Source organism: Bradyrhizobium sp. MI1.10 (assembly GCF_055811035.1).
In genome coordinates, this window is record NZ_JBVVPN010000016.1 from 157,789 (window position 1) to 179,055 (window position 21,267).

The 21,267-nt window shown below is 63.9% G+C and carries 21 protein-coding genes, 1 tRNA gene and 1 pseudogene; 17 read left to right on the forward strand and 6 right to left on the reverse strand.

All coding sequences use genetic code 11. The annotated features are described in order from the left end of the window. The first annotated feature begins 6 nt into the window (after positions 1 to 6). The 6 genes from AC0L3K_RS18835 to AC0L3K_RS18860 all read left to right on the forward strand — a co-directional run bounded on the left by AC0L3K_RS18835 (position 7) and on the right by AC0L3K_RS18860 (position 5,429). Entirely contained in the window at positions 7 to 2,409 is a 2,403-nt protein-coding gene (locus AC0L3K_RS18835) for an ATP-binding protein (RefSeq protein WP_219683775.1), read from the forward strand. A gap of 369 nt (positions 2,410 to 2,778) precedes the next feature. Further along, a tRNA-Gly gene (locus tag AC0L3K_RS18840) sits at positions 2,779 to 2,852 on the forward strand. 364 nt (positions 2,853 to 3,216) lie between these two features. Further along, positions 3,217 to 3,669 (forward strand): DUF2231 domain-containing protein, encoded by a 453-nt coding sequence (locus tag AC0L3K_RS18845; protein ID WP_219683774.1) that lies wholly within the window; start codon positions 3,217 to 3,219, stop codon positions 3,667 to 3,669. Then, entirely contained in the window at positions 3,666 to 5,000 is a 1,335-nt protein-coding gene (locus AC0L3K_RS18850) for a PQQ-dependent sugar dehydrogenase (RefSeq protein WP_219683772.1), read from the forward strand. Before AC0L3K_RS18845 ends, AC0L3K_RS18850 begins: the two co-directional genes overlap by 4 nt. Positions 5,001 to 5,018: 18 nt before the next feature. Beyond that, positions 5,019 to 5,222, forward strand: coding sequence for a hypothetical protein (locus AC0L3K_RS18855; RefSeq protein WP_007611681.1), 204 nt, complete (start codon positions 5,019 to 5,021; stop codon positions 5,220 to 5,222). 36 nt (positions 5,223 to 5,258) lie between these two features. Then, complete coding sequence (locus tag AC0L3K_RS18860; RefSeq protein WP_219683770.1) at positions 5,259 to 5,429, forward strand: hypothetical protein; 171 nt, start codon at positions 5,259 to 5,261, stop codon at positions 5,427 to 5,429. 58 nt (positions 5,430 to 5,487) lie between these two features. Here the strand turns inward: AC0L3K_RS18860 and AC0L3K_RS18865 are convergent, their stop codons facing one another. Both AC0L3K_RS18865 and AC0L3K_RS18870 read right to left on the reverse strand, forming a co-directional pair. Continuing rightward, on the reverse strand, positions 5,488 to 5,871 hold the full coding sequence (locus tag AC0L3K_RS18865) for a type II toxin-antitoxin system VapC family toxin (RefSeq protein ID WP_007602914.1): 384 nt from the start codon (positions 5,869 to 5,871) through the stop codon (positions 5,488 to 5,490). Further along, positions 5,868 to 6,125, reverse strand: a complete 258-nt coding sequence (locus tag AC0L3K_RS18870; protein WP_007602915.1) for a type II toxin-antitoxin system Phd/YefM family antitoxin — start codon at positions 6,123 to 6,125, stop codon at positions 5,868 to 5,870. The genes AC0L3K_RS18865 and AC0L3K_RS18870 overlap by 4 nt, the downstream gene beginning before the upstream one ends. 368 nt (positions 6,126 to 6,493) lie before the next feature. Between AC0L3K_RS18870 and AC0L3K_RS18875 the strand changes: the two genes are divergently transcribed. The 6 genes from AC0L3K_RS18875 (at position 6,494) to AC0L3K_RS18900 (ending at position 12,484) form a co-directional block, all read left to right on the forward strand. Then, the gene (locus AC0L3K_RS18875) at positions 6,494 to 7,885 is read left to right on the forward strand and encodes an MFS transporter (protein ID WP_219683769.1); all 1,392 of its coding nucleotides are present in this window, start codon (positions 6,494 to 6,496) and stop codon (positions 7,883 to 7,885) included. A 122-nt stretch (positions 7,886 to 8,007) separates the two neighbouring features. Beyond that, entirely contained in the window at positions 8,008 to 8,856 is an 849-nt protein-coding gene (locus AC0L3K_RS18880; RefSeq protein WP_354128762.1) for a 3-oxoadipate:acetyl-CoA acetyltransferase, read from the forward strand. Positions 8,857 to 8,970: 114 nt separating this feature from the next. Beyond that, complete coding sequence (locus AC0L3K_RS18885; protein ID WP_219683766.1) at positions 8,971 to 10,176, forward strand: MFS transporter; 1,206 nt, start codon at positions 8,971 to 8,973, stop codon at positions 10,174 to 10,176. 170 nt (positions 10,177 to 10,346) lie between these two features. Further along, the gene (locus AC0L3K_RS18890) at positions 10,347 to 11,576 is read left to right on the forward strand and encodes a CaiB/BaiF CoA transferase family protein (protein ID WP_219683765.1); all 1,230 of its coding nucleotides are present in this window, start codon (positions 10,347 to 10,349) and stop codon (positions 11,574 to 11,576) included. A gap of 191 nt (positions 11,577 to 11,767) precedes the next feature. Next, positions 11,768 to 11,983 carry a hypothetical protein gene (locus AC0L3K_RS18895; RefSeq protein ID WP_007602925.1) on the forward strand — a complete coding sequence of 72 codons (216 nt, stop codon included), beginning with the start codon at positions 11,768 to 11,770 and terminating at the stop codon, positions 11,981 to 11,983. Positions 11,984 to 12,079: 96 nt separating this feature from the next. Continuing rightward, positions 12,080 to 12,484 (forward strand): RidA family protein, encoded by a 405-nt coding sequence (locus AC0L3K_RS18900; protein ID WP_219683764.1) that lies wholly within the window; start codon positions 12,080 to 12,082, stop codon positions 12,482 to 12,484. Positions 12,485 to 12,658: 174 nt separating this feature from the next. Here the strand turns inward: AC0L3K_RS18900 and AC0L3K_RS18905 are convergent, their stop codons facing one another. After that, on the reverse strand, positions 12,659 to 13,321 hold the full coding sequence (locus AC0L3K_RS18905) for a TetR/AcrR family transcriptional regulator (RefSeq protein WP_219683762.1): 663 nt from the start codon (positions 13,319 to 13,321) through the stop codon (positions 12,659 to 12,661). Between the two features lie 223 nt (positions 13,322 to 13,544). Between AC0L3K_RS18905 and AC0L3K_RS18910 the strand changes: the two genes are divergently transcribed. From AC0L3K_RS18910 to AC0L3K_RS18920, 3 genes are all read left to right on the forward strand, one after another. Then, complete coding sequence (locus AC0L3K_RS18910) at positions 13,545 to 14,780, forward strand: acyl-CoA dehydrogenase family protein (protein WP_219683761.1); 1,236 nt, start codon at positions 13,545 to 13,547, stop codon at positions 14,778 to 14,780. Between the two features lie 132 nt (positions 14,781 to 14,912). Beyond that, complete coding sequence (locus AC0L3K_RS18915; RefSeq protein ID WP_473254075.1) at positions 14,913 to 15,971, forward strand: phosphotransferase family protein; 1,059 nt, start codon at positions 14,913 to 14,915, stop codon at positions 15,969 to 15,971. A 92-nt stretch (positions 15,972 to 16,063) separates the two neighbouring features. Beyond that, positions 16,064 to 16,690 (forward strand): LysE family translocator, encoded by a 627-nt coding sequence (locus AC0L3K_RS18920; protein WP_219683760.1) that lies wholly within the window; start codon positions 16,064 to 16,066, stop codon positions 16,688 to 16,690. A gap of 140 nt (positions 16,691 to 16,830) precedes the next feature. On the opposite strand, the gene argE is transcribed toward AC0L3K_RS18920, so the two are convergent. Further along, positions 16,831 to 18,003, reverse strand: coding sequence for an acetylornithine deacetylase (gene argE, locus AC0L3K_RS18925; RefSeq protein ID WP_354128764.1), 1,173 nt, complete (start codon positions 18,001 to 18,003; stop codon positions 16,831 to 16,833). Positions 18,004 to 18,380: 377 nt separating this feature from the next. Beyond that, entirely contained in the window at positions 18,381 to 19,166 is a 786-nt protein-coding gene (locus AC0L3K_RS18930) for an SDR family NAD(P)-dependent oxidoreductase (RefSeq protein ID WP_473254072.1), read from the reverse strand. Between the two features lie 134 nt (positions 19,167 to 19,300). Between AC0L3K_RS18930 and AC0L3K_RS18935 the strand changes: the two genes are divergently transcribed. Beyond that, positions 19,301 to 19,999: a histidine phosphatase family protein gene (locus AC0L3K_RS18935; protein WP_219683753.1), complete on the forward strand. Its 699-nt coding sequence runs from the start codon at positions 19,301 to 19,303 to the stop codon at positions 19,997 to 19,999. Between the two features lie 74 nt (positions 20,000 to 20,073). Continuing rightward, positions 20,074 to 20,841, forward strand: a complete 768-nt coding sequence (locus AC0L3K_RS18940) for an SDR family NAD(P)-dependent oxidoreductase (protein ID WP_219683752.1) — start codon at positions 20,074 to 20,076, stop codon at positions 20,839 to 20,841. Positions 20,842 to 21,005: 164 nt separating this feature from the next. On the opposite strand, the pseudogene AC0L3K_RS18945 reads toward AC0L3K_RS18940, so the two are convergent. Further along, positions 21,006 to 21,267, reverse strand: a pseudogene (locus AC0L3K_RS18945) (serine hydrolase); the annotation flags it as partial.

The window sequence follows — 21,267 nt, forward strand, 5'->3', positions numbered from 1 at the left end:
TGGTGCATGGGCAACGCAGGTGACGATGATACCAAGCGCCGCCGCGCCATTGCGCCGGTGGCTGCGAAGCAGGATTTGACCGGCATCGGCGCCGCGCTCGCGCCTCCGATGTTCGCGGCGCTCCTGTCGCGGATCTTCAACTGGTCGCGCAGCGGCGTCGGGCCCCGGCTGCTTGCCGCCGTGCTGCTGTTCTCATCGGTCGTGACGCTGACCCTGACTGCGCTCCAGCTCTATCTGGATTACAATCGTGAGGTCGGACTGATCGAGACGCGGCTAGACGAGATCGGCCGCAGCACCACGGGCAGCCTCGGAGAGAGCCTATGGAATCTCGACCAGAACCAGCTCAAGCTCCAGCTCGATGGCATTCTGCGGCTGCCTGACATCCGTGCGGCGGAGGTCCGCGAGATCGTCGATCGGCCCAATCCGATCCGTGTCGAAGTCGGCGAGCGAAACACCCGTTCGATCATGACCCGGGAATTTCCGCTGAGCACCATGGTGCAGGGGACCTCGCGCGCCATCGGCACGCTGCGGGTCGAGGCGACGCTGACCGACGTCTATCAGCAATTGCTGAACAGGGCCCTCGTCATTCTGGCAAGCCAGGCGGCAAAGACGTTCCTCGTCTCGTTGTTCATCATCTACATGTTTCATCTGCTGGTGACCCGGCATCTCGTCGCGATCGCCGAGTACGTCGGCAAATACAGCCTCGGACGGCCGCCGCCGCCCCTGCGCCTGGAGCGCCGGTCGCCTTACGAGGCCGACGAGCTGGACAAGGTGGTCGTTGCTTTCAACGCCATGTGCGCCAACCTCGAACATGCCTATGGCGAGCTGCGCGAGGCCAATGGGAATCTCGAGCGTGACCTGAAGATCCGGCAGCGCGCCGAGGAGAACGCCCGCGCGAGCGAGCAGCGCTTCCGTGATTATGCCGAGACCGCATCCGACTGGTTCTGGGAGACCGGCCCGGATCACGTGTTCACCTACATTTCAGATCGGGCCGATGCTTTCGGCATGGACCACAAGGCGCTGATCGGGAGGCGCCGTTCAGACGCCGCCTTCGACCGCGATGCCGAGCCCCAGAAATGGCGCGCTCACTTGGCGACGCTGGATCGCCACGAGCCGTTCCGCAAGTTCGAATATCGCGGCCGCGATGCGGCTGGCCGCGCGCGCCATTTCAGCGTCAACGGCCGGCCGGTGTTCAGCGCCGACGGACGCTTCATGGGGTATCGTGGTTCGGCCACCGATCTGACCGAGCAGCACGAGACCGAGGAGCGGCTTCGCCAGTCGCAGAAGATGGATGCGATCGGCCAGCTCACCGGCGGCGTCGCGCATGACTTCAACAACGTGCTCACTGTCATCACCGGCACCATCGAGATCATCCGTGAGGGGCTGGCGGACAAGCCCGACCTCGCCGCGATCGCCCAGCTCATCGACGATGCGGCGGCGCGAGGCGCGGAGATCACCTCACAGCTCCTGACCTTTGCGCGTCGCCAGCCGCTGGAGCCGCGCGAGCTTGACGTCAACGGCCTCGTGCTCGAGACGGCGAAGCTGTTGAAGCCGATCCTGGGCGGAAACGTCGAAATCGTCACCCGCCTCGCGGACGACGCCTGGGCGGCGATGGCCGATCCGTCGCAGCTGTCGTCGGCGATCATCAATCTCGCCGTCAATGCGCGCGATGCGATGGCTGGCGGCGGCACGCTGACGCTCGAGACGGCAAACCGCGAATTGGATGGTGCTGGTGACGGCGACGCTACGTGCGGCGCCTTCATCATGGTCGCGGTGGCCGACACCGGTCATGGCATCCCCGCCGACCTCCGCGACCGCGTGTTCGAGCCGTTCTTTACCACCAAAGGGGTCGGTCGCGGCACCGGGCTCGGCCTCAGCATGGTCTACGGCTTCGCCAAGCAGAGCGGCGGCAGCGTTGCGATCGAGAGTGAGGAAGGCCGCGGCACCGTGATTCGGCTGTTTCTGCCGCGATCTGCGGGCGGAGCGCAGACGAGGACCGGGCCACTGCAGGCGCCCGCGGCGGCACGCGGGCACGAGACGATTCTCGTCGTCGAGGACGATCCGCTGGTGCAGGGCTATGTCATCGCCCAGCTTGGCAGCCTCGGCTATCGCACCCTCGCGGCCGGCGACGGCGCAACCGCGCTTGCGCTGGTGCAGCAGGGCGCCCAATTCGATCTGCTGTTCACCGACATCATCATGCCCGGCGGCATGAACGGGCAGGAATTGGCCGAGGCCGTGCGGCGCCTCCGCCCGGGGATGAGAGTGCTCTATACGTCCGGCTATACCGACAACGCCCTCGACCACGAGGGTCATCTCGGTTCCGGCGTTGCGTTGCTGAGGAAGCCGTACCGGAAGGCGGACCTGTCACTGAGGATCCGCGAGGTGCTCGCCGGCGAGGCGCTCCCCTGAACAGCAGGCGCGATGCCAACGAAAAAGGCGCGGCGGAGAGGCCCCCGTCGCGCCCGATTTGTTGCTCGCTGGTCCAGGGCTGAGAGCGCCCCGATGCCAAGCCTTTATTCAAAGCTTAGCGGGCGATCCCAGCGAGGTGACAGCGCTTGGTAAAAGACACTGGATCACCTCCTTTCGTTGGTTGCGGAAGATTTCAATATAGGCAGCAATTCCGGTGTTGTTAAGGGGAGGCGGGTCGGGAGGAACCAGCGGCTGTTCGCAGGGCCGGGAAGGCGCTGGAAAGCCGACTCTTGGGCAGTTGATCTTGTGTTGGGCCGTTGATCTTGGGCAGTTGAGACCGCCGCCCGGCCGTGTTAGGGAGCCCCTGTCGCGGGTGTAGCTCAATGGTAGAGCAGCAGCCTTCCAAGCTGAATACGAGGGTTCGATTCCCTTCACCCGCTCCATCCCAACAATTGTTGCATCTCGATGGACCGACCCTCTCCGGGGGCAGGTCAGTCCCAATGTCGGCTGGAGCTTGGCATTTCGACAGGACGGCCGGTGACGGTGTGGGCGGCATTGCGATAACCGGTATCGGCGTTGCGGGGATCGGGGATCACTGAGTTCAAATTGCGTTGCGTTTTTCGAGGGCACGAGCTCGCGACGACATGGCGGATGCCTGCGTGCATCTGATGCAAATCGTCGGTTAGCCCGGGGAAGCGGGCGTCCGCGGCGTATCAGGCGGCACGCCGGTGACTGCGCAAGCGTAGGAACCTTCACCGCCAGCATGAGTTGGCCGTCGGGCGGGGCGAAAGTCACACGAGGTCAATCGTGCAAGACAATTTGCGTGTGCGCTCGACCGCGCAAATCGCAGGCCATCCGATTCATCCGATGCTGGTGCCGATCCCAATCGCGTGCTTCATCGGGGCGCTGCTGACCGACATCGCCTATGTCGTCAGTGCCGAGATCATGTGGGCGGATTTTTCGGCCTGGCTTCTGGTCGTCGGCGTCATCTTCGGCGTGCTGGCCGCCATCGCCGGCCTGACCGATTTCCTCGGCAACCGCCTGGTGCGGGCACAGGCGCCAGCCTGGCCGCATCTGATCGGCAACGCGCTGGCGCTGATCCTGGCAACCATCAATGCGTTGATCCACACGCGCGATGCCTGGACCTCGGTGTGGCCGACCGGGCTCATTCTTTCAGCCATCACCGTATTGATCCTGCCGGTCACCGGCTGGCTCGGCTGGGCCATGGTGTATCGCCACGGTGTAGGAGTTGCGCGATGAACTCCGCAATCGCTAGGGCGCTGTTGTGCGCCTCGCTGCTGTGTCTCGCCGGCTGCAATGACGGCAGTGGCGATCCCAAGGCGCAAACCGGCGCCAACCCGACGCTGCCCGACATCCAGCAATATTGGCTGCCCCCGATGCACATCGCCCGCATCGTCGGCTGGAAAAAGGACGAGACCCCGGCCGTTGCGCAGGGCTTGCAGGCCAAGGCCTTCGCGACCGGCTTGCAGCACCCCCGATTTCTCTACGTGCTTCCCAACGGCGACGTGCTGGTGGTGGAATCCAAGGCGCCGAAGGGTGCTCCGATCAAGCGGCCCAAGGAAATCGTGATGGGATATGTCGAGTCCTGGGCGACATCCGGCGGCGACACCGGCGAGAGCAACCGCATCACGCTGCTGCGCGACAGCAACGGCGACGGCGTCCCGGATACGCAAAGCGTCTTCCTCGACCATCTCAACTCGCCGTTCGGCGTCGCGCTGGTCGGCAACGATCTCTATGTCGCCAACACCGATGCGATCGTCAGATATCCCTACACCGAAGGCGATACCAAGATCACCGCGCCGGGCACGGTACTGACGCCGCTGCCGGGCGGACCGATTGACCATCACTGGACCAAGAGCCTGGTCGCGAGCCCCGACGGTTCAAAGTTGTATGCCGGCGTCGGCTCCAACAGCAACATCACCGAGAACGGCATGGAGGCCGAGCACAATCGCGCCGCGATCCTCGAGGTCGACCGTGCCAGCGGCCGCTGGCGCATCTTCGCGAGCGGCTTGCGCAATCCCAACGGTCTCAGCTTCGAGCCGCAGACCGGGTCGCTATGGACGGTGGTGAACGAGCGCGACGAGCTCGGTCCCGATCTCGTGCCGGACTACATGACATCGGTGAAGGACGGCGGCTTCTATGGCTGGCCCTACAGCTATTACGGCCAGCACGTCGATCCTCGCGTCAAGCCGGAGCGACCCGACCTCGTTGCCAAAGCGATCGTGCCTGACTACGCGCTGAGCTCGCATGTCGCGCCGCTTGGAATGGCTTTCAACACGAGCGCGAGTTTGCCGCCCGCCTATCGCGGCGGCGCCTTCGTCGGCGAGCACGGCAGTTGGAACAGGCAGGTCTTGAACGGCTACAAGGTCGTGTTCGTGCCGTTCACGGACGGCAAGCCGAGCGGCCCGCCGCAGGATGTCGTCACCGGCTTCCTCAACAGCGACAACCACGCGCGCGGGCGGCCCGTCGGTGTCGCCATCGACAAGACCGGCGCGCTGCTGGTCGCCGACGACAGCGGCAACACGGTTTGGCGCGTGACCGCCGCGCACCCGCAGCTCACGCAGCGATAGATCTCGAGGAGTTACACCATGGGCCTCGCGCAATACACGATCGTGCCGGTGCAGGACGAATGGGGCGTGCTGCACGACGGCGACGTCAAGAACAGATACAGCACCAAGGAGGCGGCTTTCGAGTCGGCGGTTGCCGCAGCATCGCTGGCGCTTCGCGAGGGACACGAAGTCCATGTCAGCGTGCCCGGCCGCGAAGCCGGCGAGAACGCGCTGGGAATTTGACCGGACACTCCGAGCAGAACACTTCAGGAGGCTGCGATGACCAAGCCCCGTGAGCCGAACGGCATTGAACCCTCCCGCTCCGAAGACGACATTCAGCGCGACCAGCTCGGGCCGCGTGGCGTGCCGGATGCGCCGGATCCGGCCAAGATGACGCCCCAACGCGACAAGAAAACGCCGAAGCACGTCGATCCCGGCCATACAGCCTGACGGGTGCCCCGCGGCTTTTCTGTTCGGCCGGTAAGTCGCCGCCGCGGCAGTCGTCGACTTACGCCGCCGCAACGATATCCGTCTTGGCAAAGTCGTCGCCGACGTAAAGAAGTGCGCAGCCATGCTCCTTGGCGACATCGTAGGCGAAGCAGTCACCAAAGTTGAGACCGGCAGGACGAATGCCTTTGCCCCAACGCGAGTAGATCTGCGCCACGCGTTCGGCCGATGCTTGGGTCACCGAGATCACGTTCAAACCGAGATCGTTGATCAGCTTGTTCATTTCTTCGTCGACGCCCCGCCGTGCCGCGACGATCAGGCTTTCTGCAATGGAGGCCGCCGAGATCAGGATTTCGTCGGCGGTTTCCAACGCGGTGATGCAAGCATCGGCCTGCGGTTCGTCGAGCACGATCGCCATCAGCGCGGAGGTATCGAGCGCGATCATTCCGGCAGTCCGTCATCGCCGAAAAGAAAGTCCTGACTGCGCGCGGCGCTCGGTCCGGGGATAGCTTTGGCCCCGCCGGTCCTTCGCGCCGCCTCGAGCACGGTCCGGCGGGCGGCGCGGTCCGGCGGAAGCCTGACCGGGACGAGCCGCACCGCGGGATGTCCATGCCGCGTCAGGATCACCTCGTCGCCGGCCTCTGCGCGGCGGACAAGATCGGTCAATTGTCCTTTTGCGTCGGTGACGGAGACCCGCATCTCATTGTCCTTCCTCAAGTTTCATAAAATGGACCATGCAATGGTCCAATGTCAACCGCCTCACCCCGCTGTTCTGCGAAGAGCGCTCCACACCATTCGGAACCGACATTCCTCTATTCTGCGATTTGCAGCTAAGAGGACCTTAGAGGCGTGATCTGCGCCTGGCGCGCAAATAACATCATGTTAGGTTTGTCGCATAACTGGGTAATTGTGTTAGCCCGGCGAAAGCCTATCGTCGCCACCAAGCAGACACCCATCGGCAATGACAAGCGCTCGCGAAACTCCGCAGAGCGGCCGGAGAGTGCTGCCCAATTTTGAGCGAAGCCCGTCAACGGGACGTCAGCAAAACCCAAGGGAGGAATCTTGAGATGACCGCGATCCATCAGATGAGTCAGTCCAGGAAAGCCGCTGCCAGCGGCTGGATCGGGTCGGCTCTCGAATATTATGACTTCTTCATCTACGCGACCGCCGCGTCGCTGATCTTCCCGCAAATCTTCTTCCCGTCGGAGAATCCCACCGTCGCGATCGTTGCGTCGCTGGCGACCTATGGCGTCGGCTATGTGGCTCGTCCCATCGGTGCCTTCGTGCTCGGACATTGGGGCGACACCCATGGCCGCAAGACGGTTCTCATCATCTGCATGTTCCTGATGGGCATCTCGACGATGGCCGTGGGTATCCTGCCGACCTACCAGCAGGTTGGCATCCTGGCGCCAATTCTGCTCGTCATTCTGCGCCTCGTGCAGGGATTTGCCGTTGCCGGCGAAATCTCAGGCGCAAGCTCGATGATCTTGGAGCACGCGCCGTTCGGTCGGCGGGGCTTCTATGCCAGCTTCGCCCTTCAGGGGGTGCAGGCCGGACAGATCCTCGCCGCAGCAATCTTCCTGCCGTTGGCGGCCTATATGCCGACCGAGGCCTTCAACAGCTGGGGCTGGCGGATTCCCTTCCTCCTCAGCTTCTTCGTCATCGTCGCGGGCTACATCATTCGTCGCGAAGTCGACGAGACCCCTGCTTTTGCCCGCGAGGGCGAGCGGGGAGAAGCTCCGCGCGCGCCCATCGTTCAGGCTATCAAGCTGAGCTGGCGCGACATGCTCAGGGTCATCTGCATGGCGCTGATGAATGTCATTCCTGTCGTTGCAACCATCTTCGGCGCGGCCTATGCGGTGCAGCCGGCCTACGGGATCGGTTTTGCCAAGGACGTCTATCTGTGGATCCCGGTCCTCGGAAACATGCTGGCCGTGTTCGTCATTCCCTTCGTCGGCAATCTCTCCGACAAGGTCGGCCGCAAGCCTCCGATCATCGTCGGCGCGCTTCTCTCCGGTTTGCTCGCCTTTTGTTATCTCTATGCCATCAGCATCAGGAATGTGCCGCTCGCAATATTGGTGTCGCTGCTGATGTGGGGCGTCGTCTATCAGGGCTACAACGCGATTTTCCCGAGCTTCTACCCCGAACTGTTTCCGACCCGCACCCGCGTGTCGGCCATGGCGATCTCGCAGAACATCGGCACGACAATCACTGCATTGCTTCCCGCCCTGTTTGCGACCGTCGCGCCTCCCGGCTCGACCAACATTCCGTTGACGGTGGGGGCGATTGCCTTCGCTATCACGATCATCGCCGCGCTGGCGGCCCTGACCGCGCGGGAAACCTATCGGATCAGGATCGACGATCTCGGCAATCCCAATGCTGTTCCGATGCCGCGGGCAGATTATGACCGTCAGCGCGCCGGCGATGCGGTGAGCGGGGCTGCCACGGTTCGGACCTGACGCGTATGATAGAGGCAACTGCCGCCGCGATCGATGATGTTCGCGGCGGCAGGGCCTCACTGCATAGTCAGGCTGCCGATCCGAATTTGTGCGCGTGAGCGCAATCAATATGAGGTTGCAAGATGAACCCTGCTGTCATTGCCGTCGCAATCACCGGCTCCGTTCCGCGCAAGAAGGACAATCCCGCCGTCCCGATCCTGCCGTCCGAGCAGATCGAGTCGACGCACCAGGCGTTCGAAGCCGGTGCCACGCTCGCCCATATCCATGTGCGCAACGATGACGAGACGCCGTCCTCCGATCCCGAACGTTTCGCCCTGGTGCAGGCGGGGATCAAGAAGCACTGTCCTGACATGATCGTTCAGTTCTCGACCGGCGGGCGGGGCCGCGATCCCTCGGCGCGCGGATCGTCGCTCTACCTGAAGCCGGACATGGCCTCGCTGTCCACGGGATCGGTGAACTTTCCGACCATCGTCTACGAGAACAGTGCCGCGCTGGTCGAGACGCTCGCCACCGGGATGAAGGCGAATGGCATCCGGCCGGAAATCGAGATCTTCGATCTGTCGCATCTGCATGGCGCTCGCCGTCTGATCGAGGCGGGGCTGATCGACCAGCATCCGCACGTGCAGTTCGTCATGGGCGTCAAGAACGCCATGCCTGCGGACGAGCATGTCCTCGACATCCTGCTGGGAGAGCTCAGGCGCCTGATCCCGAAGGCGACGTGGACGGCAGCCGGGATCGGACGCCACCAGGCCGAGGTCATGGGCTGGGCGCTGGCGCGGGGCGCCGATGCGGTCCGCACCGGACTCGAGGACAATATCAGGATCGACAAGGCACGCCTTGCGGCCAGCAACGCGGAGCTCGTGGCCATCGCCGGTGAGGCTGTCGCGCGCCACGGCCGGCGCGTGGCGACTGCGGCCGAGGCGCGATCCCTGCTCGGGCTCGCGGGGCAGGGAGCTCCTGCCGCCTCCTGACATGCTCCCGGCCGCCTGCTGCCATTCGTCGGCCGGCGTTTCCGTGCGCTGAGTCTCCGGGTAAGACTGCCGTCACAGGCGTGATCTGCGCCTGCCGGGCAGGCGACAGTTGGAATGCGGTTTCTGAAATCTGACAGCAGGCTCATCGGGGTCCTGCTGGTGCTCGCGGTCTCCCAGCTTGTCGGGTGGGGGACGATCGGCCTTCCCGCCATTGTCGGACGCGATCTCGCGGCCGATCTCGGCATGAGCCTGCCGGCGGTGTTCGCCGGGACGTCCGTTCTCTATGGGTCGATGGGGCTGTGCGCGCCCTGGCTCGCCAAGTCGTTTGCGCGGCACGGCGCACGAAAGGTGATGATCTCAGGTACGGTCCTCACCGTGCCGGGCTTCATCCTGCTGTCCCTCGCGCGCGAGCCGTTGCTGTATTTCGCGGCGTGGATCGTCCTCGGCATCGCCGGCAGCGCCACGCTTTCGACCGGCGCCTATATCATGCTGAACGAGGTCGCCGGGCGGCAGGCCAAGAATGCCATCGGCGCGCTGATGCTGGTGACGGGCCTGTCGAGCAGCATCTTCTGGCCGACGACGTCGTTCCTCAGCGGTCTGCTCGGCTGGCGCGGGACGTGCCTCGTCTACGCGGCGATGATGATCGTCATCAACCTTCCGCTCTACGCATTCCTCGCACCGCGCCGGAAAATCGCCGGTGATCATGGCGGTGAGCCGGTGAAATCCTCGCCGCCGCCTGCGATTCCCAGGAGCACCTTCAGCCTCGTCGCCGCCGCGATCACACTGAACGCCTTCGTCAATTTCGGCATCGGCGCCATCATGATCGAGTTGCTCCGGGCGGAGGGGCTTCCCCCGGCGCAGGCGCTTGCGTTCGGTTCAATGCTGGGCGTGATCCAGGTCAGCGCCCGCGGGCTCGATTTTCTCGGCGGAGGGCGGTGGGACGGAATCACGACCGGGCTCGTCGCCGGCACGGCGCTCCCGGTCGCCATGCTGCTGCTGATGACGAGCGAGGGCGCGACCTGGGCGGTTGCGGCCTTCATCCTGCTCTATGGCGCCGGCAGCGGCGCGATGGCGGTGGCGCGGGCGACGATCCCGCTCGTGTTCTACGATCAGACCGAGTTCGCCAAGGCCATGTCGATGATCGCACTGCCGCTCAATCTCGCCTCCGCGCTCTCGCCGCCGCTCCTTGTCGGCCTGCTCACCCAGTTCGGCAGCCGCGGCGCGCTCGGTCTCACCTTGGTCTGCTCCTGCGCCACTGTGCTGATCCTGGTCCTGCTCGGCCGCCGACGGCCGCAGGTGGCCGCAGCGGCCGTAACCTGAGAATATTCGCGCGGCGGAAATTCACCGGGCGGATGACCTGCGCCGGGCGGGCGGGCGGATGGCCGTATGCCCACAGTGCAGTGCTCGGGCCGCCAAAATGGTGTATCCGCAGGGAGCGCGGCCCGCGATCTCGCGGCCGCGCCAAGATCCAGTTCCCGGAGGAATTCGACATGTCGGCCCTGCCGCTCTCAGGCATCAAGATCCTTGACCTCACCCGCGTGCTTGCCGGGCCTTTGTCGGCCCAGATGCTGGGCGATTTGGGCGCGGAGGTGATCAAGATCGAGCGGCCGGGCACCGGCGACGACGCGCGGGCCTTCGGCCCGCCCTATCTGACCGACCCTGATGGCGGAACCAACAACAACAACTCGTTTTACCTCTGCGCCAACCGCAACAAGAAGTCGGTCACGGTCAACATCGCCAAGCCCGAGGGGCAGGCGATCATCCGTGAGCTCGCCAAGGACGTCGACGTCTTCATGGAGAACTACAAGGTCGGCGATCTCAAGCGCTACGGCCTCGACTACGAGACCATCAAGGCGATCAATCCCGGCATTATCTATTGCTCGGTGACCGGCTTCGGCCAGACCGGCCCCTATGCGCCGCGCGCCGGCTACGACGCCATCCTGCAGGCGATGGGCGGCCTGATGAGCGTCACCGGCCATATCGACGGCGAGCCCGGCGAGGGCCCGATGAAGGTCGGCCCCTCGATCGTCGACTACATGACCGGCATGAACACCTCGATCGGGATTCTCTCGGCGCTCTACCATCGCGACGCCAATGACGGCGTGGGACAGCATATCGACGTTTGCCTGTTCGACACCGTCATCGCATCGTTGTCGCACTGGCTGCAGATCTACCTCGTCAACGGCAAGACGCCGCCGCGCCGCGGCACCTGGGGCAATGGCGGCATGCCGGCCGGCGTGTTCCGCTGCACCGACGGCGAGCTGATGCTGGTGGTCGGCAATGACGGCCAGTTCCAGCGCACCTGCGCCGTGCTCGGCGAGCCCGAGCTCGCCAATGACAAGCGCTTCCTCAAGAACAACGACCGTGTCGTACACGGCAAGGAGATCATGGCGATCTTCGCCGGCCTGTTCCTGAAGCAGCCGGTCGCCTACTGGCTGGACAGGCTGGAGGAGGCCGGCGTTCCCTCGGGCCCGATCAACAATTTCGAGCAGGTGTTTTCGGATCCGCACGTCCAGTCGCGCGGCATGCGGGTGAAGGTCGACCATCCCTTCCAGCCCGATCTCTCGCTGATCCGCAACGCCCTGACGCTCTCGGAAACCCCGATCAAGGATTACCGCGCCCCGCCGCTGCTGGGTGAGCACACCCAGGAGGTGCTCGCCGGCAAGCTCGGCTACGATGCCGGCAAGATCGAGGCACTGAAGCAGCAGGGCATTATCTAGCTTCGGCGAAGCGGCCCTCGCAGTTTGGCCTGATCGCCATTTGGATAAAAAAGTGACGTCAGCATGACGCGCCTGCGGCCTTGTGCGAGCCTTGCGCGCAATCCCCAGATAATCCCGGTCCGTACTCACACAGGCTTCCGCTTGGCGCGCGACTCAGATTCGATCGGTCCACTCAGTCCGGGAGGGAACGCATGTCCTACACGATCGGGTTTCAGGCCAAGAACCAGAAGGCAATTCTGGCGACCGAGGCGGCAACGGCCAACCAAGCCGTCGCGATCGTTGCCGCATTGCGGCAAAGCGCCGACGAAATAAAGTTCATCCGCTCGCCGCAGGAAGGCGACATGGGCATCGAGATGCTGCTGCTGCTCGCCAAGGAAGAGGCCGAGGAGATGCCGCAGCACGCCTAGGCGGCTCGGCGGGCAAACTTCGATCAGAAGCGAAGCATGACGGCTGCATGATGATGTAGCAAGCCGTCATCTCGCTTGCACCGAAGGTGACCGCCCATGAATCTCGAAATTAAACGCGAAGCGCTCCACGTCGACCCGATCTCGACGTTCCTTGACCGCTGGAAAGCCCCGGTCTCGCCGGTCACGCGCGCCGGCAACATGATCTTCGTCGCCGGCCTGCCGCCATTCGACCCCGAGACGGGAGAGATCGCGGACGTGCCGATCGAGCGGCAGAGCGAACTGATCATGGAGCAGATGAAGCTGTGCCTTCAGACGGCGGGCGCGAGCCTCGACAATGTCATGAAGTGCAACGTCTACTGCACCTCGACCAAACACTTGGCCGCGTTCAACGCCGTCTATGCGCGCTATTTCCCGCGCGATCCGCCGGCGCGGATCTTCCTCTGCACGCCGGAATGGTTCGGCCCCTTCGACGTCGAGATCGACTGCATCGCGATGATGTGACCGCGCTTACTTACCTCGCCCCGCTCGCGGGGAGAGGTCGGATCGCGTCAGCGATCCGGGTGAGGGGGTGCAGGTCCCTCGACGATCTCATGCGCGGAGAGAGGCCCCTCACCCAACCCTCTCCCCGTAAGAACGGGGCGAGGGAGCGCACCGTTAGTGCGGCAACGAGTTGCGCTAACGCGCAGCCAGCCGTGACGGTGCCTTCGCCTCCGTCCGTCCCGCCGTCAGCGCCATCGTCGCCACGCTGACGACGCGCGCGACCACGTCCTCGACATCGTCGAGATCGCATTTGCCTTCCGACAGTTTCGTCAGCCGCTCGCTCTCGCGTATAGTGTGGTGCGCCATGGCGAGCGCGAAATTCAGACCCCAGTAGATATCGATGTCGCTGCGGTCGGGTAGGGACCTTCGCATCGCGCCGGCGAACTTGCGCAAATGGTCGATCTCGCGATTCTTGATGCGGCGGATCGGCGGCACGGATTCGATCGAGGCGCGGATCATGAAGCGCGCCGCGGTCGAGCGCTGGTTCTCGGGGCCAAGGCAGCCGCGCAGCGTCGGGCCGACCAGGGCATGCAGGATCACCTCGATCGGCGCGCGGCCGCCGCCTTGTTCTTCCGCCGCCTTCAATTCGCGCAGGCGCTCGCGGTTGGTGGCGATCGAGCGTGTCACGAACAGCTCCGCGATCAACTCGTCCTTCGAGCCGAAATGATAATTCACCGCCGCGAGGTTGACGTTGGCCTCCGCGACGATGTCGCGCAGCGTCACGTCGCCGAACCCGCGGTCGGCATAGAGCCGTTCGGCGGCGGCGAGGATGGCAGTCCGGGTATGATCGCTGGCCATGGGAGCCCCTCGGGGAGGGAGTTGCAATTCAAACAGTTGTATGAAACTATCGTTTGAAGGTCGGCAAAGTCAATCCGCAATCGGGACTCGTTCGCAAATGCGCGAGTGGGTTCCGGAGCATCCGCAAGCCGCGCATTCGCACTTGCGGGTCGCACAATGCGGGTGGACAGTCCGGCGCAAAACAAGTTCGCCAAAACAAGTTGGCAAAGACGAGGAGCGTCCCATGGATTTCGATCTGTCGCCGAAGCAGAAGGAATGGCTCGACCGCGTGCGGTCTTTCATGACCAAGCACGTGCGCCCGGCGGTGCCGGTCTATGATGAGCAGGATCGCACGGGCGAACGCTGGAAGGTGATCCCGGTTCTCGAGGATCTCAAGAAGAAGGCGAAGGCCGAAGGCCTCTGGAACATGTTCATGCCGCCGAACGAGCATGAGGACGACGAATTCCGCGGCGCGGGACTGACCAATCTTGAATACGCGCTGCTCTCGGAGCAGATGGGCCACATCTCCTGGGCTTCGGAAGTCTTCAACTGTTCCGCGCCCGACACCGGCAACATGGAAGTGTTCATGCGCTACGGCTCCAAGGAGCAGAAGCGCAAATGGCTGCGTCCGCTGATGGACGGCGAAATCCGCTCCGCCTTTCTGATGACGGAGCCGGCGGTGGCCTCGTCTGACGCCACCAACATCGAGACCAGCATCGTAAAGGACGGCGACCATTACGTCATCAACGGCCGCAAATGGTGGTCGTCCGGCGTCGGCGATCCCCGCTGCAAGATCGCGATCCTGATGGGCAAGACCGATTTCAAGGCGGCCAAGCACCAGCAGCAGTCGCAAATTCTGGTTCCGCTCGACACCCCCGGCATCAAGGTCGAGAAGATGCTGCCCGTGTTCGGCTTCGACGACGCGCCGCATGGCCACGCCCAGGTGCTGCTCGAGAACGTGCGGGTGCCGAAGGAGAACATCCTGCTCGGCGAGGGCCGCGGCTTCGAGATCGCACAGGGCCGCCTCGGTCCCGGCCGCATCCATCACTGCATGCGCACCATCGGCAAGGCCGAGGAGGCGCTGGAGAAGATGGTGAAGCGGCTCACCTCGCGCACCGCTTTCGGCAAGCGGATCGTCGAGCATTCGGTGTGGGAGCAGCGCATCGGCGAGGCCCGCACCAATATCGAGATGACGCGGCTGTTGTGCCTCAAGGCCGCCGACATGATGGACAAGGTCGGCAACAAGACCGCGCAGGCCGAGATCGCCATGATCAAGGTCGCAGCCCCCAACATGGCGCTGAAGATCATCGACGAGGCGATCCAGGCCTTTGGCGGTGCAGGCGTCTCGGACGAAGCCGGCCTTGCCAAGGACTACGCCCACATCCGCACGCTCCGTCTCGCCGACGGCCCGGACGAGGTGCACAATCGCGCCATTGCCAGGCTCGAGGTTCGGAAGTATGCAAACTCTTCCAGTCATTAAGCGGGAGAGCATGCTGGCGCTCCCGATTTGAAGAAACGACAGGGCATGATCCGTGATCGGATGACCGCTTGACGCAAGTGCGCTGGGGGTTACCGATTAGGATCATGTCCGGACTGAAGAGGGAGCGTCATCGTGGCTGACGGCGTCAGGAAAGACGAAGAATTCTCGGGTACCAAGCCCGTCGAGGAGCGTCATCGTATCGACGAGATGCGGCTCGAAGCCTGGATGCGCGACAACGTCGAAGGCTATGAGGGACCGCTGGTCGTCCTCCAGTTTAGGGGTGGCCAGTCCAACCCGACCTATCGGCTGGACACGCCGAACCGCTCCTATGTGATGCGCAGAAAACCGTTCGGCAAATTGTTGCCGTCGGCGCATGCGGTCGATCGCGAATATCGGGTGATCGCGGCGCTGGGAAAGCAGGGCTTTCCGGTCGCGAAGGCCTATGCGCTGTGCCAGGACGACAGCATCATCGGCTCGGCCTTCTACATCATGTCGATGGAAGACGGCCGGGTGTTCTGGGATCCGACACTGCCGAGCCAGACGCCGGAAGATCGTCGAAAAATCTTCGCCAGCAAGATCGAGACGCTGGCCAAGCTCCATATGTTCGATCCCGTCGCAATCGGTCTTGGCGACTTCGGCAAGCCCGGCAATTATTTCGCGCGCCAGATCGATCGTTGGACGAAGCAGTATCGCGCGTCCGAGACCCAGACCATCCCGGAGTTCGAGAAGGTCGCCGAATGGTTGCCGAAGACCGTGCCGGAGCAGGCCCGCGTCTCGATCGTCCACGGCGACTATCGCCTCGACAACATGATTTTCCATGCGACGGAACCGCGCGTGCAGGCCGTGCTCGATTGGGAATTGTCGACCCTCGGCGATCCCATGGCCGACTTCACCTATCTGCTGATGCAGTGGGTCATGCCCGGCCTGGACGGCGCCGACCTCAAGGCGCTCAACATTCCGAGCGTGGATGAGGCCGCGCAGATCTATTGCAACGTCACCAAGATGACGGTGCCTAATCTCAACTGGTATTTTGCTTACAACCTGTTCCGCCTCGCCGGCATCACGCAAGGAATCGCCGGCCGGGTCCGCGACGGCACCGCCGCGAACGCCAAGGCGCTGGAGTCAGCCAAGCGCACCGTGCCGCTGTCGAAGTCGTCATGGGAATACGCGCAGAAGGCGGGCGCAGTTTAAGGAATCCGAAGGGGCGCGGCTGATGGCCGCGCCTTTGCTTGCGTTCCTCTCGTGTCCGGGACACGGGACAGAATGACGAGAGAGCTGGCCGCATGATTGATCACGCCACCCTCATCACCTACATCCTCATCGTCCTCGGCTTCGTCTTCATTCCCGGACCGGCGACACTCCTCACCATGGCGCGTGCCGCGAGCTCGGGCACCAGGGTCGGCATCGCGACGGGCGCGGGAATTGCGGCCGGTGACGTGGTCCACACCACCATGGCAATCGTCGGCCTCTCTGCGATCATCGCAACGTCAGCGCTGCTGTTCAGCGTCGTCAAATACGCGGGCGCAGGCTTTCTGATCTACCTCGGCATTCGCGCCATGCTCGACAAGACGCCGCTCGAGGTGAATGGCGGCGCGCCCGCGATTAGCGCGGCGCGGGCATTCCGGCAGGCCGTGCTGACCGAGGTGCTCAATCCGAAGACCGCGTTGTTCTTCCTTGCGTTCCTGCCACAGTTCGTTCGTCCCGAACATGGTTCGACGACGCTGCAGCTCGCGCTGCTCGGCGCTGTGTTCGTGTTGCTTGGCCTCGTCAGCACGGTGGTGTTCGCCGTCGGCGCCGGCCGCCTCGGCAATTTGCTACGCCGCCATCCAGCCGTGGTTAAGTGGCAGGGCAAGGTGGTCGGGACCATCTACTGCGCGATTGGCGTGCGGCTGGCGTTGCAGGAGCGATGAGGCGCACCGCTCACGTGGGATACGCGCTGCCCCACATACTCCCGTCATTGCGAGGAGCTCTTGCAACGAAGCAAATCCAGACTGCCCCCGCGGAACCATTCTGGATTGCTTCGCTTCGCTCGCAATGACGAGGAGAAGCTTTACCCCTTCGCGCAATGCGCGATCAGCTTCTCCACGAAGCCTGCGCATTTCTCCAGCTCCGCGATTTCCACGAACTCGTCCGGTGTATGAGCCTGTGCGATCGAACCGGGGCCGATCACGACGGACGGGATATCGGCCATGCTGGCGAACAGGCTTGCCTCCGTGCCGAATGCGACCTTGGCGTGGTCGTTGCGCCCCGCAAGGCTCTTGGCCAGCGTGACGATGGTCGCATCGGCCGCCGTGTCGAGCGCGGGGTAGTCGAGGATCTCCTCGAAATCGATGCCGCACTCCGGATTCTGCTTTTTCATCGCCGGCTCAATCTCCGCCTTGGCCCAGGCGACGATCGCATCCGTGACCTCCCGCGACTCGGCGATGCCGATGCCGCGGCATTCGAAATCCACCGTGCAGCTATCCGGCACGATGTTCAGCGCGGCGCCGCCATGGACGATGCTGGTGAGCAGCGTCGAGTGCGGAACGTCGTAGAGGCTGTTCGTTGCTTTCGTGCTTGCGAGTTGCAGCGCGCGGCGGCGGATTTCGACGATCAGCTCGGCCGCATATTCGATCGCATTCACGCCCTCAGGCGCGATCGAGGAGTGGCGGGCGAGGCCCTTGAAGGTCGCGCGCACGCCGTGCTTGCCCTTGTGGCCGATGATGACCTTCATCTCGGTCGGCTCGCCGATGAAGGCGCCGAGCGGTTTGATCCGTTTTTTTGCGACCTCGCGCAGCATCGGCCGCACGCCGACGCAGCCGATCTCCTCGTCATAGGAAATGGCGAGATGAATCGGCGTCGCAAGCTTTGCCTCCAGCATCTCGGGCACCATGGCAAGGCACACCGCGACGAATCCCTTCATGTCGGTGGTGCCGCGGCCATAGAGCCTGCCGTCACGCTCGACCAGCTTGAACGGATCGTGGCTCCAGTCCTGGCCGACCACGGGCACCACGTCGGTATGGCCCGACAGCACCAGGCCGGGGCGGTCCTCGGGTCCAATGGTGACCCATAGCGAGGCTTTCTGTCCGGTCTCGTCGACGATGCGCTCACCCTTGACGCCATGCGCGGCGAGATAGCTTTCAATATGCGCGATCAGGGGCAGGTTGGAGCGATCGCTGATCGTGTCGAAGCCGACGAGGTCGGCGAGCAGCTTGCGAATACGGTCGGGTCTTGAGCTCGGCATTTTCACGTTCTTGTCAGGGGGATGGAAGCTGAGATGCTTGCACGAACCATACCAACGTCGTGCTCCTGTGAGCAAATCAACATGTCGGTCCCGTAGCCCGGGTGAGCGAAGCGATACCCGGGACAGCTCGTAGTCGGAATCCCGGATGTCGCTTCGCTCATCCGGGCTACGAGACGTTGTATTGCCCGTCGGGCAAAACTCCCTAATTGTCGGTCAACGCTGGGCGGCCGCGGAAAGACTCTGGATTGCTTCGCTGCGCCGCTGCGCTCGCAATGACGGTGCTGAAGCAGTTGCGCGACAAAACTCCTGTCTCGTGCCGCGGACGCTGCGCAACGCCAAGAACGTTGCGGCGCGTCCGCGACGCGAGAGCGCGTGAACTAAACCGGCTTTCCCGTATAGGGCATCGACGCCGTCAGTCCGCCGTCCACCGGGAAGGCCTGGCCATTGACATACGACGCCTCGTCGCTGGCCAGAAACAATCCCATCGCGGCGAGCTCGTGCGGCTGGCCGGGGCGCTTGAGCGGATTGAGCTGGCCGATCTTGTCGGCGGTGCCGCGCTCCTTGGCGCGGTCGAAGATCGGCTTGGTCATGCCGGTCTCGATCAGACCGGGGCACACCGCGTTGATGCGCACACCGGTGCCGGTGAGCGAATACGCCGTGGTCTGCACCAGGGAGATGACGCCGGCCTTGCTCGCGGCATAGGGATGACCGCTGGCGCCAGCCTTGAGGCCCGCCACGGACGCGGTCAGCACGATCGCGCCGGACTGCTGCTTCACCATGTGCGGCATCGCATGCTTCACCGCGAGAAACGGCCCGATCAGATTGATGCGCAAGACCTCCTGCCATTGCTCGACGGTCTGCTCGCCGAGCGGGACGAGTCCGCCGGAGACGCCGGCATTGGCCCAGATCACGTCGAGCCGGCCGTGCGTCTTCACCGCCTTGTCGATCACGGCCATGACGTCCTGTTCGAAACCTGCATCCGCGATCATCGCTTCCGCGACACCGCCGGCCTTCTTCACCTCGTCGACGGTCTCCTTCACCGCCTCGGTGCGATCGACCGCGATCAGCTTGGCGCCTTCTCTGGTGAACAGCAGCGCGGCCGCGCGGCCGATGCCGCTGCCGGCACCGGTGATGATGACGGATTTGCCTTGCAGACGGCCCATGCGGTTTCTCCCTTTGGTTCGCACGCGACGCTTGCCGCGCGACGGAATTTCAAACAAGATTTCAAACGGTAAAGTGTCTTGAGACACGTTCGCTACTGACGTACAGCGACATCAAACGGGATGGAAGGGTTTCGATGGCAGGTGCAGACAAGCCCAAAGTGGTGACGACACGCTGGTGGTGGGTCCGTCACGCGCCCGTGCGCAATGACGGCGGCAACATCTACGGTCAGTCTGATCTCGCCTGCGACACCAGCGATACCTACGTCTTCAATGCTGTTGCCAAGGTGCTGCCACGCAAGGCGGTCTGGTATTCGAGCAATCTGATGCGCACGCATCAGACCGCCGAAGCCATCTGGGCGGCCGGCTTCCCGAGGCCTGCGGCGATGACATGGGAAGCGGACCTCGCCGAACAAAATCTCGGGCGATGGCAGGGCATGAATCGCGCCGAGTTCATCGCCAGCCGTCCCGTTGGATCGAGCTGGTTTGCCGACATCAACGAGCCCGCGCCCGGCGGTGAGAGCTTCATGGATCTCTACAACCGGGCCCGCCGCGTCATCGATCGGATCAATCTCGAGGCAGCCGGGCAGGACGTGATCGCCGTCGCACATGGCGGCACCATCAAGGCGGCGCTGGGGCTGGCGCTCGACAATCAGCCGGAGCGGGGGCTCGCGTTCGATATCGACAATTGCTCGGTGACGCGGCTCGACTATTTCGTAAGCCCCGAGCGCAATGTCTGGCGGCTGCCGATGGTGAACCAGCAGCCGTGGATCGCGGACGATGCGCACGCGGCGATGCATCAACCCGCGGGACCGGAAGTCAAGAAGCTCGCCTGACTGAGCAGTCATTCCGGGTTCGGCCTCGCCGCCCGGAATGACAATGAACACGAAGATCAATCTGGGAGAGAAACATGACCTTGTTCGACATGAAGGGGAAAGTCGCCGTCATCACCGGCTCGACGCGCGGCATCGGGCTTGCGATCGCCGAGCGCATGGCCGAGCACGGCGCCAAGGTGGTGATCTCCTCGCGCAAGGCCGACGTCTGCGACCAGGTCGCGAAGGGCATCAACGACAAGTTCGGCAAGGGCACGGCGGTCGCGATTGCCGCCAACATCTCGTCGAAGGAAAACCTGCAAAACCTCATCGACGAGAGCAACCGCGCCTTCGGCAAGATCGACGTGCTGGTCTGCAACGCCGCGTCGAACCCGTATTACGGACCGCTCGCCGGCATCTCCGACGATCAGTTCAGGAAGATTCTGGACAACAACATCGTCGCCAACAACTGGCTGATCTCGATGGTGGTGCCGCAGATGATCGAGCGCAAGGACGGCTCGATCATCATCGTCTCCTCGATCGGCGGCCTGAAAGGCTCGACCATCCTCGGCGCCTACGCGATCTCGAAAGCCGCCGACATGCAGCTCGCGCGCAATTTGGCCTGCGAATACGGCCCGCACAACATCCGCGTGAACTGCATCGCGCCCGGTCTGATCAAGACCGATTTCGCGAAAGCGTTGTGGGACAATCCGGAGAATCTGAAAGCCTCGACCGCGCGTTCGCCGCTGCTGCGCATCGGCATCCCCGACGAGATCGCGGGCGCTGCGGTGTTCCTGGGCTCGAAGGCCGGCGACTTCATGACCGGCCAGACCATGGTGATCGACGGCGGCGCGACGATCAGTTGAGGCCCCAGTAGCTGTCATCGCCCGCGAAGGCGGGCGATCCAGTACTCCGCGGCCTGCGTTGGAGAGCTCGCTCTCACCACATCCGACACGGAGTACCGGATGCCCCGCCTTCGCGGGGCATGACAGAGAGTGTGGAGGTGCGACGCTGCGATCAGGCGAAGCCCTCAATCCACCGCCGCGTACACCAGATACCGCACCAGCGTCCGCGTAAAATCGCGCTGTCCCGGGCCTTGGCTCATGAACACGACGAACAGATCCTCCTTCGGATCGATCCAGAAGAACGTCCCCGCAATTCCGCTCCAGAAAAACTGGCCGACGCTGCCGGGGAAGGGCGCGATGCCGGCTTCGCGGCGCCCCGCGCAGCCCCGGCCGCCCCCGTGGGCGGGCGCCAGCCCCCTGCCCGTGGGGGCGCCGTGGGGCCCGCGG